Consider the following 13,905-nt stretch of genomic DNA (forward strand, 5'->3'; position numbering starts at 1 on the left):
CATGGGGAAAGGCGCCTCTCAGAGCCTTTTCAGAGGGAAGGCAGAAGTTGGGGAGGGATGCTGGGCCGACCATGACAAAGGACGAACCCGCGGTGGCGGGCCTGCGGCGGGCCGACGGGACGCCCGTGCGGGTCCTCGTCGTCGACGACGAACCGGACCTGGCGGAGGTGCTGTCGCGCGTGCTGGCCTCGGAGGGCTGGGCGGTGCGGACGGCCGGGGACGGCGCGGGCGCGCTCGCCGCCGCGCGCGACTTCCGCCCCGACGCCGTCGTGCTGGACGTGATGCTCCCCGACATCGACGGCCTCCAGGTGCTGCGGCGGCTGCGCGCCGGCTCTCCCGACGTGTGCGTGCTGTTCCTGACCGCCAAGGACGCCGTCGAGGACCGCATCGCCGGCATCACCGCGGGCGGCGACGACTACGTGACCAAGCCGTTCAGCCTGGAGGAGGTGCTGGCGCGGCTGCGCGGGCTGCTGCGCCGGGCGGGCATGGCGCGGCCGGCAGACACGGGCCGGCTGCTCACCGCGGGCGCGCTGACCATGGACGAGGACGCCCGCGAGGTGACCCGCGACGGCGAGGTCGTGGAGCTGACCCCGACCGAGTTCGAGCTGCTGCGGTTCCTCATGCGCAACCCGCGCCGGGTCCTCAGCAAGGCCCAGATCCTCGACCGCGTCTGGGACTACGACTTCGGCGGGCAGGCCCACGTCGTCGAGCTGTACATCAGCTACCTGCGCAAGAAGATCGACGCCGGCCGGTCACCGATGATCCACACGGTGCGCGGCGTCGGGTACGTGCTGAAACCGGGGACCCCGTGAGGGGCCCGCGGACGCTGCGGGCCCGGCTCACCGCCGGGCTGCTCGTCCTGCTGGCGCTGAGCTGCCTCGCCGTGGGCATCGCCACCGCGACGGCGCTCGACCGCTTCCTCGTGGGGCGGCTGGACGAGCAGCTGACCGCGTCCGGCGGGCGGTTCCCGGCGAGCCTGGAGCACGAGCGGCGCCATGACGCCGACGACCGTCCCGACACCCGAGGGCAGGCGCCGGGGACGTTCGGCGCGCGGCTGTTCGGCCGGACGGTGACGGAGGCCGCGGTCGTGCGCGACAGCTCCGACGTGCCCGTGCCGCTCGACGCCGCCGACGGGCGCGCCCTCGCCGCCCTCCCGCCCGACGGCCGGGCGCGGTCCCTCGACCTGTCGGCGCTGGAGGAGTACCGGGTGATGGCGCTGCGCGGCGACGACGGGGACGTCCTGGTCACCGGGCTGCCGCTGCGGCCCGCCGAGGAGACGCTGCACCGCGTCATCCTGGTGGAGGCGATCGTCTTCGCGGCCGTGCTCGCCGCCGCCGGGATCGCGGCGGCGGCCTGGGTCGGGCTGGCGCTGCGCCCGCTGCGGCGGGTCGCCGCGACCGCGTCCCGGGTCACCGAGCTGCCGCTGGCCAGCGGGGAGGTGGCGATGCCCGAGCGCGTCCCCGACACCGACCCCCGCACCGAGGTCGGGCAGGTCGGCGCCGCGCTGAACCGGATGCTCGGCCACGTCGAGAACGCGCTGGCCCGCCGGCACGCCAGCGAGGAGCGGCTCCGCCGGTTCGCCGCGGACGCGAGCCACGAGCTGCGCACCCCCGTCGCCGCGATCCGTGGCCACGCCGAGCTCGCCCTGCGCACGGCCGAGCCCGTTCCGGCGGGGGTGCGGCACGCCCTCGGGCGGATCGAGGCCGAGTCGGTCCGGATGTCCGAACTGGTCGACGACCTGCTCCTGCTCGCCCGCCTGGACGCCGGCCGCCCGCTGGAGACGGACCGGGTGGACCTGACCCGCATCGTGCTGGACGCCACCGCCGACGCCCGCGCCGCCGGCCCGCGGCACCGCTGGGAACTGGTGCTCCCGGAGGAACCGGTGACCGTCACGGGCGACGCCCGCCGCCTCCACCAGCTGGTCGCCAACCTGCTCGCCAACGCGCGCGCCCACACGCCCCCCGGCACCCACGTCACCGTGCGGCTCGCGGTCCGGGCGGACGCCGTCCTCCTCGACGTGGAGGACGACGGGCCCGGCATCCCGGACGGCCTGCGCGAGGAGATCTTCCAGCGGTTCGTCCGCGCCGACCAGAGCCGGTCCCGCAGCGCGGGCGGCACGGGCCTCGGACTGGCCATCGTCCAGGCGGTGGCCGCCGCCCACGGGGGCCGCGCCGAACTCGTCGAGGGCGAGCACACGCTGTTCCGCGTGACCCTGCCGCACTGAGCCGGCGTGCCGCCCGCCCGGCAGCGGCCTCCGGGCGCCGGGCTCAGCCGAGGGCCAGGATCCGCGCCACCAGGCGAGCGGTCCGGCCGCCCTCCTGCTCCGCCACCTCGAGTGCCGTCCGCACGTCGAGGTCGTCGAGGAGCGCCCCCGTCACGGCGGCCTCCGCCGCGGGGGAGGAGCGGCCGCCGCCCGCCGCCGTGAGGAGGCGGTCCAAGTCCGCCGCGGCGCGGTCGAGGGCGCCGGGGGTGTACTCCCACTCCCGCGCCCAGGGCTCGGCGAGGAGCATGAACCGGACGGCCGAGGCCGGATGGTCCTGGACCAGGTCGGAGACCAGCACCAGGTTGCCGGTGGACTTGGCCATCTTGGCGCCGTCCCGGCGGACCGTCCCGACGTGCAGCCAGGCCCGGGAGAACGGCCGCACGCCGGTCAGCGCCTCGGCCATGGCCGCCTCGTAGGCGTGGTGGGGGAACCGCAGGTCGACGCCGCCGGCGTGCAGGTCCAGCGCCGGGCCGAAGGTCGTCATCGCCATCGCGGCGCACTCGGCGTGCCAGCCGGGCCGCCCCGCGCTCCAGGGACTCGGCCAGGCCGGCTCGCCCGGCCGCGACGGCCGCCAGAGCGCGACGTCGAACGGGTCCTCCCTGCCGGGGTCCTCGGGCGCGTCGCCGTACTCGGCGAGGAGCGCGCGTGCCCGCCCGGCGTCGAGGCCGGCGCGCCGCGGGACCCCGCCGCCGCGGAAGTGGACCGCGCCGCCCCGCACGTAGGCGTGGCCGGAGGCGAGAAGGCCCTGGGCGAGCGCGACGACCTCTCCGACATGGTTGTGCGCGCGGGGCTGGTGGTCGACGGCGTGGACGCCGAGAGCCTCCAGGTCGCGTTCGAAGTAGAACTGCTGGACGGCGGCGAAGCTGTCGTACGGGCTGCCCGCGCGGTGCGCCGCCTGGTCCAGCACGTCGTCGACGTCGGTGACGTTCCGGCACACGCGCACCTCGCCGCCGGCGTGCCGCATGACCCGGGCGGCGACGTCGGCCCAGACGAACGTGCGGGCATGACCGAGGTGGGTCGCGTCGTACGGGGTGATCCCGCACACGTACATGCGGGCGGGCCCGACGACCGGGAGGGGGCGGCCGCCGATCCGCAGTGTGCGGCCGGGCGAGTTGAGGTCCACGAGAGCGCCGCTCCTCGGTGTGGTGGAACCGGTGTTCCCCCTCTGCCCTACCCGGCGGGCCCCGCCGGGCCGGGGGACGAAGGTCCCGATGACCGGTGACCTTGGGAGTCATCCGCACCGACAAGACCGGCACCCTCACCCGGAACCGGATGCGGCTCCAGGCGTACTGGACGGCGGCCTGGCCACGGCGTCCGGCGAGCCGCCGCCGGCCGAGCTGACGCGGGCGATGACCGCCGTCGCCCTGCGCGGCGACCGGCTCGCCGTCCAGACCGGGTGCGCGAGGTGGAGCGGGACCGTCCGGACGCGCTGGCGGCAGCGGGGCGCGAACCGGAGCCTGGCGAAGATCTCCCGCACCAGCTCCGCGTGGCCGGGCGCGGGGCCCTCGAACACGGTCACCGTGCCGATCTGGAGCGGGGTCGTGTCGTTCTCGGCGAAGAACATCCCGGCGTCCAGCGCGTTCATCCGCCGCATCCTGCACCCGGCGTGCGGTCTCGGGTCCTATGGCGAACGGGAGCGGCGGTCGAAGTCGGCCCACTCCTCGTCCCACTGCCGGTACCGGCGCCTGTCGCAGCCCAAGCGGACCATGAGGTACACGGTGAGCAGCGGCAGGCCCGTCACCGCCAGAACCGCCACGCCGGCCGAGACGTCGTCGCCGACGGTCCGGGCGTGCTTGCGCGGGCCCATCTCTCCCAGGCTGTGGTGGGGTCCCGTCCAGAGCACGCGGTGCTCGCCGATCGCGGTCGCGCGCCAGCTGGTGTACCGGCCGGTGTGCGGAGCGCCGTCGGCGCCGGTCCAGATCACGTTGACCTCGCGCCCCGACTCCAGCGGCGTCACCCCCACCACCGTCGCGTCGACCCGGTGGCGTGTCGCGGCCTCGGACCGTTCGGCGCGGACTCCCGCCGTATGGACCGACCAGACGACGTGGGCGCAGGCGATCGGGGCGATGACCAGGAAGAGCAGGAGCAGGAGCAGCCCCGCGCGCCACTGGATCCGGTCCACTCTCCGGCGCAGGCCGTTGCCGTCGAACCCGCAGCGGCGCCGCAGGCGGTCCGCGCGTGTCCTGGCGTCCGGCTGCTTCATGCCTCCTCCCCGGGTCGATGACCGAACGACTTCGGAAGTCGCCCGGAAGGCTCATACCTCCAGCCTTGCCCGGGGACGCGCCGGGCGCCACGGACGGATGTCCCCGCCGTCGCTACCCGAAGGTCCCTTTTCCGGTCGGCCGACGGCGCGTCCGGGCAGAGGGGACGAAGGTCCCTTGCCGACGTGGCGAAGGCCTCTACGGCACCGGTTCCACGCTCGCGAGCGTGGAACCGAGCGGTCATCGACAGGGGAGGACTCGTCATGAGCATGAGCGTTCGCGGCGCCGCGCTCGCCTGCGGCGCGGCCGCGGCCTACGCGGCCGCGATCCGCCCCGCGCTGCTGTCCTGGGGGGCCACGGACACGGAGGCGGCCGCCTCGTATCCGAGCGACGGGCTCATCGAGGACGCGACGAGCCAGTCCACGATGGCGGTGTCGCTGCCCGCGCCGCCGGAGGCGGTCTGGCCGTGGCTGGTGCAGATGGGGTGGGGGCGGGGCGGCTGGTACAGCTGGGACCTGCTCGACAACGGCGGGCGGCCGAGCACCGACCGCATCGTTCCGGAATGGCAGGACCTGGCGGTGGGCGACCGCGTGCCCACGGTCCCGGGCGGGACGACCTACTTCCGTGTCGAGGTCCTCGACCCGGGCAGGACCCTGGTGCTGCGGAGCGACGTCATGCTGCCGTCCGGACGGTCGTTCGACCCGCGCGGACCGAGGCCGCGGGCGTACGCGGACGGGATCTGGGCCTTCCACCTCCACCGGCTGCCCGACGGGTGCACGCGTCTGATCGTGCGGACGCGCGGCCGCGGGGTGCCTTCGGTGCCGGACCGCCTGTTCACCTGGGTCCTCGGTGAGCCGGCGCACTTCATCATGCAGCACAGGCAGTTCCGCGAGCTTCGCCGCCGCGTCGCCCGGCGCGGTCTCGCCGGGGTGGAGGGCGCGGAGCCCGCCCGGGGCCGCCGCGGGGACCTCCGGCTCCTCCGGTGATCGTCGAGGTGCACGGGCGGGACGGCACCCCGCGCACCCGTCCCGGGCCTGAGGGACCGAGGGACCTTCGTCCCTGCCCCAGGCGCCGGCGGCGAGGTGGAATGGAATCGGGCGAGAGAAGTCGAGCGGAAAGGGACGGAGAAGTGGGAGACCACGCACCGTCCATCTCGAAACGCTGCCTAAGCGGCGGAGGGCTTCTCCCGCCCCGTTCACGTTCCGCGGAGGCCGTTTCCCGGCCGTTGGCCGGGAACGCCTCGCGCGGACGCACCGGGTCGGGGACGGAGGTTCGCGATGGCTGACGAGAGCGGCGCGTGCGAAGTGGTCGTCGGTTTCGACGGATCGGTCCACGCCATGCAGGCGCTGGACTGGGCGCTGGACGAGGCGGAGCTGCGCGGGTCGCCGCTGGTGCTGTGCCACGCGTGGCAGTGGCCCTACCAGGGGGTCGCCCCCGAGCTGGAGGAGGCGGGCCGGCGGTCGCTGCACGAGGCGGCGCAGCACGTGCTGGCCCACGGCGCCGAGTGCGCCCGGCAGCGCACGGCAGGGGTCGCGGTCAGGCCGGAGTCGCAGGAGGGATCGGCGGCGGAGCGGCTCACGGAGCTGTCGGCCGGCGCCGAGCTCCTGGTGCTCGGGTCCCGTGGGCTCGGACGGCTCGCGCGGGTGCCGGTCGGCTCGGTCGCCGCGCACGTCGCCATGCACGCGCGATGTCCGGTCATCGTGGTCAGGGGCGCCGGCGCGCTGCCCCGCCCGGCGGAGGCGACGCCGGTCGTGGCCGTGGTGGACGCCTCGCCGGCGGCTCAGAGCGCGCTCTCGTTCGCCGCGCGCGAGGCGGAGCTGCGGCAGCTGCCCCTGAAGATCGTCTATCCGGGAGCCGAGGGCGAGGAGGCGCCGGGTGCGGTGCTCGGGCGCTCCTCGGCCCGCGATCCGGTGGAGCGGGCCGCGGCGGTGGTACAGGAGCGGCGCCCGGACGTCCTGACGCATCCGGAGAACCCGCTCGCGCCTCCGCCCGAAGCGCTGCGGGAGGCCGCGCAGGAGGCGCGCCTCCTGGTGGTCGGGGCCGCGCATCCCGCGTTCGGCTCGGTCGCGCAGTGGCTGCTGTACAACGCGGTCTGCCCGATCGCCGTGGTGCCGCCCGCCCGATGACCGGGCGGTTGACGAGAGGGCCGAAGGTCCCTGTTCCTGCGGACCCTCGCCCCTCCTGCCCGGTGTTCCGGCAGGCCAAGCTGGGGTCGACCAGGCAGGAACCCTGAAGGGGAGTTCTCCATGAACGATGAGCCGATCACCGGTGTGGTCGTTGGCTACGACGGCTCCACGAGCGGTGTGCAGGCCCTGGAATGGGCCGCCGCCGAGGCCCGCACCCGGAAGCTGCCCCTGACCGTCCTCCACGTGTGGGACGTCTACGTCGGGGGCGGCCCGATCGCGATGCCGGTCGTCGACCTGCGGACCATCGCGGAGGACAACCTCAACAACGGGGTCGCGCACGTCCGGAAGGCGGCGCCGGAACTGAGCGTGCGTGGGGTGCTGGCCCGGGGGCAGGCGGCCGCCCGGCTGATCGAGGCGGGGCACGGCGCCGACATGATCGTGCTCGGCCCGCGGGGGCTCGGCGGGTTCGTCGGGCTGGTGCTCGGCTCCGTCGGCGCGCAGGTGGCCGCGCACGCCCCCTGCCCGGTCGTGATCGTCCGGGGCGAGCTCGTCCCGCCGCCGGAGCAGGTGCACGGGCACGTCGTCGTGGGCGTGGACGGCTCGCCGGCGTCCCGCGAGGCGCTGGCGCTGGGCTTCGCCGAGGCCGGCGCGCACGGCTGGGACGTGCGCGCGGTGGTCGCCTGGGAGGCGGTGCCGGAGAAGGAGGTCCCCCCGCTGGTGGACGAGGCGGGGATGCGGGACGCGGCCGCGGCCAGGATGGCCCGGCTGATGATCCCGGCGCGCGAGCTCCACCCCGACGTGAAGGTCCAGGTCGACATCGTGACCGGGGCGCCGCGCGAGGTCCTGCTGAGCGCCGCGGAGGAGGCCCGCCTGCTGGTCGTCGGCTCGCGGGGCCTCGGAGGCTTCCGCGGCCTGCTGCTCGGCTCGGTCAGCCATGCCCTGGTTCACCACGCGCCCTGCCCGGTCGCGGTCGTGCACGCGACCTGAGCGGGGGCGGGCGTCCCGGCCCGGCCTTCCGGACGGGCTCCGCGGGGCCGCCTGCGGCGGCCCCGCGGATGTGTCCCGGTCAGTGCCCCGGGGCTTTCTCGTGCTCCGACCGCGGCGCGGGCGCGGGCGTGCGCTCGGGGCGCGGGGTGCGCAGGGTCACGGCGGCCAAAGCCGCACCGGCGAGGGCGACCAGCGCCGCGCCGGTGAACGCCGCCGAGAAGCCGTCGGTGAGCGCGGGCAGGTCGCCGACCCGGTCGGCGCCGAAGGAGGCGGCGATGGCGGTCATCGCGGCCAGGCCCAGGGCCGAGCCGACCTGGTAGCTGGTGTTGACGATGCCGGACGCCAGGCCGCCCTCCTCCGGACGGGCGGCCGAGAGCGCGGTGCCCAGGGAGGGGATGAAGGCCAGCGACATGCCCAGCGCGGCCACCAGCGAGGCGGGCAGGACGTCCACCCAGTAGTTCCCGTCCGGGCGGATCAGCGCCAGCCAGCCCATGCCGGCGGCCAGCACCAGCAGCCCGGTGACGACGGCGCCCTTGGGACCGAGGCGCCCGATGGCCCGCGGCGCCAGGACGATCATCCCGAGCATGATCAGCGCGGTCATCGGGACCAGCGCGGCCCCCGCGGGGAAGGCGCTGTAGCCGAGGACCCGCTGCAGGTAGAGGTTCAGGAAGAACCACATCGGGATCCAGGCGCCGCCGAGCAGGAGCTGGGCGAGGTTCGCGGCGCCCAGGTTCGGCGCACGGAAGATCGACAGCGGCATCAGCGGGGTGCGGCGGGACGCCTGGACGGCGAGGAACGCGCCGAGCAGGACGAGCCCCGCGGCCAGCACGGCCCAGGTCGCCGGGGCGCTCCAGCCGACCTCGGGAGCGCGGACGACGGCGAAGACGAGGGCGCCGAGCCCGGCGGTCACGCTGAGCGCGCCGACCACGTCCACCGAGCCGCGGGCGCCCCCGCCGCCGCCGGGCATCAGCGCCGGCGCGGCGGCCAGCGCCAGCACGGCGATGGGGATGTTGATGTAGAAGACCCACGGCCAGGCCGCGTACTCGGTGATGACGCCTCCGAGGAACACCCCGGCGGTGCCCCCGGCGGGAGCCGCGGCGCCGTAGAGCGACAGCGCCTTGGTCAGCTCGCGGGGCTCGGAGCCGAACAGCATCATCAGCAGGGTGAGCGCGGCGGGTGCGATGAGCGCGGCGCCGACGCCCTGCAGGGCGCGGCCGGTCAGCTCGACGGCGACGGTGCCGGCGGCCCCGGCCACCGCGGAGCCGGCGAGCAGGACCACCCAGCCGGCCGAGAACAGCCGGCGGGCCCCGAACAGGTCCGACAGCCGGCCGCCGAGCAGGAGCAGGCCGCCGAAGGCGACGACATAGGCGTTGAACACCCAGGACAGGCTCTCCTGGGAGAAGTCCAGGTCGTCCTGGATGCGGGGCAGCGCCACCCCGATGATCGACGTGTCCATGATCACCATGAACTGGGCGGTCGCGATGAGTGCCAGCGCCCACCACCGGCGGGTGGCGGGCGGCACGGAACGAGCGGACATGACCCCTCCATTTTTACCCCTAGGGGGTATCTTCGAATCCGGCTTACCCTAGGGGGGTATATGCGAAACCGCAAGACCTGGAGGTGTGTTCCGTAGCGTGACGTGACGTGCCGCACCGTCCGTGCGGTCGGTGCGTTCGTCAATACGGGGTACGGGTACCTGTGGCTGCCCCTTGAACGTCCGGGGCCCCGCGGGGCCGCCTCAGCGGACGGGCGTGCGGGCCGGCGCGAACCGGTGGTCGAGGCCGGTGAGCCGCAGGATCTTCGCCATCTGCGGACGGGGCGAGGCCAGGGTGACGGCCCCGCCGTGGCGGCGCGCGAGGTCGTCGGCGGCGACGAGCGCCGCGAGGCCCCGCGCGTCGCAGAAGGTCAGGCCGGAGACGTCGACCACGACGTCGGGCCCCCGCTCACCGATCAGCCTCGCCAGCTCGATGCCGAAAGCGGCGGACGAGGCGATGTCCAGCTCGCCGCGCGCCGTCACGCGCGCCACCTCGCCGTCATCGTCGTCGACCGACGTCACGAGCTCCCCGAACGCCTCGAATCGGATCCCCTGCGTACCCATGCCTTGCCTCCAGGCCTTTCCCCGATGCCTCAAGGCTCCTTCGCCGGGCGGCCCGCCGCCAGGGACCTAGGTCCCCGCCCCGCCCCGCCAAGGTCCGCCGGGCCTCCGGTGGTTCGAGCGCGCGGCCTCACCGGGGACACCGGGGTCGTGGACGTCGGCGAGGACGAAGTAGTTCTCCTCCTCCTGGGCCGAAGTGGAGCCGGAGCACGGCGTAGAGCTCCTGCGCGGTCCGCCGCAGGTCGTCCGCGGGCTCCGGCGCCCCCGGCGCGGTGCGCAGTTCCGCTGTCAGCGCGCCGATCCGGCGCGCCAGCCCGGCGATCTCGGTGTGCCCGCGGATCGCCGCCACGTCGGCGGGACGAGGGGGTGTGCCTGAGATCGGGACCTTCGTCCCTAGGGACACGCGTGACCTGCGATGGAGCGTGGACAGGAGCGGCCGTGCCGTTCTGCGCGCGGGTCGCGTGGAAGGAGGCGGCAGCCGCTGAGCCGGGAGGAGATCCGATGTCCGAGCCGATCGTCGTCGGGACCGATGGTTCCGACGAGGCGGCGGGCGCCCTCGACTGGGCCGCCGCCGAAGCAGCCACGCGTGAGCGCCCCCTGCACATCGTCCACGCTGTGGAGAGCTGGCCCTACAAGACGCCGCTCTTCGCGCCGCCCGAGACCGCCGAGCGCATGACCCGCGCGGGGCGCACGCTGCTGGCGGCGGCGCGCGAGCGGGTCCAGGAGCGGTGGCCGGACCTGGAGATCGCCACCGAGCTGGTGGCCGAGGAGGCGTGGCAGGCCCTGCGGGCGCAGTCGGAGAAGGCGTTCGAGCTGGTGGTGGCCAGCCGCGGCCGGGGTGGGTTCTCCAGCCTGCTGCTGGGGTCCACCAGCCTGCGCCTGGCCGGCCACTCCGCGGTGCCGGTCGTGATCGTGCGCGGCGGGGGCGCCGACCGCGGCGAGGTCGTCGTGGGGATCGACCTGGCCAGGCAGATGGACCCGGTCCTCGACTACGCCTTCGAGGCCGCCGCGCTCCACGGCGCCCGGCTCCGCGTCGTCCACGCGTGGCAGACGTTCGCGACGCTGATCGAGGCGGGCTACGCCGTGGACGCCGACCAGATCGAGGACGACCTGCGCAAGGAGGTCGTCGCGGCCTACCAGCCCGTCCGGCGCACGCATCCGGGGGTCGACGTCGCCGACGAGATCGTCCTCGAGCACCCGGTGACCGCGCTGGCCGACGCCTCGCGGAGCGCCCGCCTGCTGGTGGTCGGCGCCCACGACCGGCGCTGGAGCGCTCCCCAGCTCGGGTCGACCTGCCACGGGGCCATCCACCAAGCGCAGTGCGCCGTCGCCGTCGTTCCCGCCCACTGACCCGCCCCTGCCGATCCCGCCGGCGCCTCATGCGGCCGGCGGGATCGGCGCTTCCGGGTGAGGGCCCGGGGCTCAGGCGGGGGCGGGGCTGCCGCGGCGGAGCCGGGTCTGGCGCATCATCCGCTGGAGGTCGTCGGTGGTGACGATCCCGAGCAGGTGGTGGTCGGCGGCGACGGCCGCGACGAGGCCGCCCGCCACGGGGGCCATCTGGAGCAGGACGTCCACGGGCTGCTCCGGGTCGACGATCCGGTCGGATCCGAGCGGGACGCTCAGGTCGCCGAGGGTGGCGCCGGTCTCCCGCTCCGGGACGCGGGCCAGCCGGTCCAGCGTGACGGCGCCGACGGGGTCGCCCGCCACGCCCACGACCGGGAACACCGTCTGGCGGGACCGCACGGCCACGTCCTGGACGAACGCGGCCGCGGGCTGCCATGCCCAGCCGTGGTCGGGGTCGCGCGTCATGACGTCGGCGACCCGCAGGTCCTTCGCGGCCTCGCGCAGGTCGGTGAAGCGCGCCTCCGCCCGCGCCGAGCCGGCGATGAACCAGCCGACCACGGCCAGCCACAGCCCGTTGAACCAGCTCCACAGCAGCAGCGTCAGCAGACCCGCGCCGATCATGACCTGGCCGAGCACCATCCCGGCGCGCTGGGCGCTGCGGGTCGCGCTCGCCCGGTCCCCGCCGCGGCCCCACAGCAGCGCGCGCAGGATCCGCCCGCCGTCCAGCGGCGCTCCCGGAAGCAGGTTGAACACCGCGATCAGGACGTTGGTCGCCGCCAGCCAGCTCAGCGAGGCGGTGACGATGACGGGGGCGCCGAGCGCGTGCCCGGCCGCCCAGGCCCCGGCGAACACTCCTCCGGCCAACGCGCTGGCCAGCGGGCCGACCCCGGCGATCTGGAGATCGGCGCGGGCGGTGCCGGGTTCGCCGTCCAGCTCCGCGAGGCCGCCCAGCGCCCACAGCGTGATCGAGCCGACCCGCACGCCGTGGCGGCGGGCGACGAGCGCGTGCGCGAACTCGTGCGCGGCCAGCGAGCCCATGAACAGCACCGCGGCCAGCACGGCCGCCGTCCAGCGCGCGCCGGGGGACGCGCCCGGGTCGGCGGTGGGCAGCACCGAGCGCGCGAGGATCTCGGCGATCACCAGCATGATCACCAGAACCGACCAGTGCATCCCGACGGGGATCCCCCGGAAGGTGCCGAATCTGAACGTCTGCTTCATCGCGAGCCTCCTACCGATACCACCAGGCTCGCGCGGGGAACCGTCCGACGCTCAGGGGCGAAATTCCCCTAATTGTGGGCCTTTGGGCCTCCCGGGGCGGCTGCACCGGGGCCCTCTCCGGCGGCGAACCGCAGGGTCAGGTCGTAGCCGAGCCGCAGGTCCGCCGGCCAGCGTCTCGGGCGTGACGCCTTCCGTACCTCCACCCGCCGTGACCTGCCCCTGCGGCGGCCGGCGCATACCCGTGGGAACGGTCAAGATCAGGATCGGGCCGGGGCGCCGAAGGTCCCCGGCGCGGCGGACCAAGGTCCCTGGCCCGCGCCGGCCACGCCCGCGAAGGCTGGAAGGAGGCCGTGGGATGACGTGATCGCCGGAGGAGCCATGTCCGCACCGATCGTCGTGGGGACCGACGGGTCCGCCGCCGCGGACCGGGCCGTCGACTGGGCGGCGGGCGAGGCGGCGCTGCGGCACCGGCCGCTGCGCATCGTCCACGCGGCGGAGATCTGGCCCTACCAGGTCCGCCGTTTCGACCCGCCGGACGAGGCAGGGCGCTCCTCACCGGCCGGGCACGCCGTGCTGCTGGAGGCCGAGAGCCGCGTCCTGGAACGCCGGCCGGACCTGCGGGTGACGACCGCCCTGGCCGTCAACGCGACGGCGGACGCGCTGCGCGACGAGGCGGACAAGGCGTTCGAGCTGGTGCTCGGGCACCGCGGCCACGGCGGCTTCGCCGGGCTCCGGCTCGGCTCGGTCGGCCTGCGCATGGCGGGGCGGACCGCCGTCCCGCTGGTGATCGTGCGCGGCGCTCCCGGCGGCGGCGAGGTCGTGGTGGGGTACGACGTCGCCGAGGAACCGGGGGAGGCGCTCAGGTACGCCTTCGAGGCGGCCGCCGTCCGCGGCGCGCGGCTGCGGGTCGTGCACGCGTGGCGGCTTTCCGTGGACCTGGCCGAGGCCGGCTACGCCATCGACGAGGAGCGCCTCAACGACGAGCGGCGGGCGCGGGTCATCGAGGCCTACGCCCCGCTCCACGAGAGGTATCCGCTGGTCGATGTGGCCAACGACGTCCTGGTCGGGCACCCCGTCTCCGAACTGACCAGGATGTCGCGGACGGCGGCTCTCGTCGTCGTCGGCGCGCACCCCCACCGCTGGGGGCTGTTCCGGCTCGGCTCCGTCGGCCACGGGGTGATCCACCACGCCGAGTGCCCGGTGGCCGTCGTCCCCGCGCCCCGGTAGGGCGCGGGCCGGATCCGGCCGCGCACCTGCGGCGGCCCGCACGCAGCGTGCGGCCTTGGTGGCCACCGTGGACTGCCGGACGTCCTCAAGGGCCGTCCGATCAGCGGGTTCGGGACTTCCGCCCCTAGGGGCGCCCCGGCCGGGTTCCGACGATGGGGGGTGAACGGCCGAGCGAAGGAGGATCGTCATGAGGGCCAAGGAGTGGAGCGTCGAGCTCTACATCACCGAGGAGGGCATGGACACCGTCGCGCACGCGGTCCTGTCCACGGGCGGAGAGAAGAGGACCACCGGGCGCGGGCACGCGCGCCGCAACCCGGCCGACCGCGAGGTTCCGGAGATCGGCGACGAGCTCGCCGTGAGCCGGGCGCTCGCCGATCTGGCCGGCCGGCTCCACGGTGTCGCCGACAAGGACATCGCCCAGTTCGCGGGACGTTCGTGAACGTC

General features: G+C 75.3%; 14 protein-coding genes. 8 read left to right on the forward strand and 6 right to left on the reverse strand.

Annotated elements, in window-relative coordinates; all coding sequences use genetic code 11:
• Window positions 1–71 precede the first annotated feature (71 nt).
• Both BKA00_RS05175 and BKA00_RS05180 read left to right on the forward strand, forming a co-directional pair.
• Window positions 72–812: a response regulator transcription factor gene (locus BKA00_RS05175; protein WP_185023822.1), complete on the forward strand. Its 741-nt coding sequence runs from the start codon at window positions 72–74 to the stop codon at window positions 810–812.
• Window positions 809–2,224, forward strand: a complete 1,416-nt coding sequence (locus BKA00_RS05180) for a sensor histidine kinase (protein ID WP_185023823.1) — start codon at window positions 809–811, stop codon at window positions 2,222–2,224. Before BKA00_RS05175 ends, BKA00_RS05180 begins: the two co-directional genes overlap by 4 nt.
• A gap of 43 nt (window positions 2,225–2,267) precedes the next feature.
• Here the strand turns inward: BKA00_RS05180 and BKA00_RS05185 are convergent, their stop codons facing one another.
• The 3 genes from BKA00_RS05185 to BKA00_RS05195 form a co-directional block, all read right to left on the reverse strand.
• On the reverse strand, window positions 2,268–3,386 hold the full coding sequence (locus tag BKA00_RS05185; RefSeq protein ID WP_230298940.1) for a class I tRNA ligase family protein: 1,119 nt from the start codon (window positions 3,384–3,386) through the stop codon (window positions 2,268–2,270).
• 135 nt (window positions 3,387–3,521) lie between these two features.
• Window positions 3,522–3,848, reverse strand: coding sequence for a wax ester/triacylglycerol synthase domain-containing protein (locus tag BKA00_RS05190; protein WP_185023824.1), 327 nt, complete (start codon window positions 3,846–3,848; stop codon window positions 3,522–3,524).
• A gap of 36 nt (window positions 3,849–3,884) precedes the next feature.
• On the reverse strand, window positions 3,885–4,466 hold the full coding sequence (locus BKA00_RS05195; protein ID WP_185023825.1) for an Rv1733c family protein: 582 nt from the start codon (window positions 4,464–4,466) through the stop codon (window positions 3,885–3,887).
• A gap of 261 nt (window positions 4,467–4,727) precedes the next feature.
• Between BKA00_RS05195 and BKA00_RS05200 the strand changes: the two genes are divergently transcribed.
• From BKA00_RS05200 to BKA00_RS05210, 3 genes are all read left to right on the forward strand, one after another.
• Entirely contained in the window at window positions 4,728–5,450 is a 723-nt protein-coding gene (locus tag BKA00_RS05200; RefSeq protein ID WP_185023826.1) for a hypothetical protein, read from the forward strand.
• A 291-nt stretch (window positions 5,451–5,741) separates the two neighbouring features.
• On the forward strand, window positions 5,742–6,590 hold the full coding sequence (locus tag BKA00_RS05205) for a universal stress protein (RefSeq protein WP_185023827.1): 849 nt from the start codon (window positions 5,742–5,744) through the stop codon (window positions 6,588–6,590).
• 120 nt (window positions 6,591–6,710) lie between these two features.
• Window positions 6,711–7,577, forward strand: coding sequence for a universal stress protein (locus BKA00_RS05210; RefSeq protein WP_185023828.1), 867 nt, complete (start codon window positions 6,711–6,713; stop codon window positions 7,575–7,577).
• Window positions 7,578–7,656: 79 nt separating this feature from the next.
• On the opposite strand, the gene BKA00_RS05215 is transcribed toward BKA00_RS05210, so the two are convergent.
• A complete protein-coding gene (locus BKA00_RS05215; RefSeq protein ID WP_185023829.1) occupies window positions 7,657–9,114 on the reverse strand; it encodes an MFS transporter in 1,458 nt (485 codons plus the stop codon).
• A gap of 201 nt (window positions 9,115–9,315) precedes the next feature.
• Complete coding sequence (locus BKA00_RS05220; RefSeq protein WP_185023830.1) at window positions 9,316–9,675, reverse strand: STAS domain-containing protein; 360 nt, start codon at window positions 9,673–9,675, stop codon at window positions 9,316–9,318.
• Window positions 9,676–10,173: 498 nt separating this feature from the next.
• On the opposite strand from BKA00_RS05220, the gene BKA00_RS05225 reads away from it, so the two are divergent.
• Window positions 10,174–11,022: a universal stress protein gene (locus tag BKA00_RS05225; protein WP_185023831.1), complete on the forward strand. Its 849-nt coding sequence runs from the start codon at window positions 10,174–10,176 to the stop codon at window positions 11,020–11,022.
• A gap of 72 nt (window positions 11,023–11,094) precedes the next feature.
• Here BKA00_RS05225 and BKA00_RS05230 read toward each other — a convergent pair whose 3' ends face one another.
• Window positions 11,095–12,234 (reverse strand): site-2 protease family protein, encoded by a 1,140-nt coding sequence (locus BKA00_RS05230; RefSeq protein WP_185023832.1) that lies wholly within the window; start codon window positions 12,232–12,234, stop codon window positions 11,095–11,097.
• Window positions 12,235–12,612: 378 nt separating this feature from the next.
• Between BKA00_RS05230 and BKA00_RS05235 the strand changes: the two genes are divergently transcribed.
• Together BKA00_RS05235 and BKA00_RS05240 are read left to right on the forward strand one after the other, a co-directional pair.
• Window positions 12,613–13,461 carry a universal stress protein gene (locus BKA00_RS05235; protein ID WP_185023833.1) on the forward strand — a complete coding sequence of 283 codons (849 nt, stop codon included), beginning with the start codon at window positions 12,613–12,615 and terminating at the stop codon, window positions 13,459–13,461.
• A gap of 187 nt (window positions 13,462–13,648) precedes the next feature.
• Window positions 13,649–13,900, forward strand: coding sequence for a DUF1876 domain-containing protein (locus BKA00_RS05240; RefSeq protein WP_185023834.1), 252 nt, complete (start codon window positions 13,649–13,651; stop codon window positions 13,898–13,900).
• Window positions 13,901–13,905: the final 5 nt, after the last annotated feature.

The organism is Actinomadura coerulea (assembly GCF_014208105.1).
Classification (GTDB): Bacteria; Actinomycetota; Actinomycetes; order Streptosporangiales; family Streptosporangiaceae; genus Spirillospora; species Spirillospora coerulea.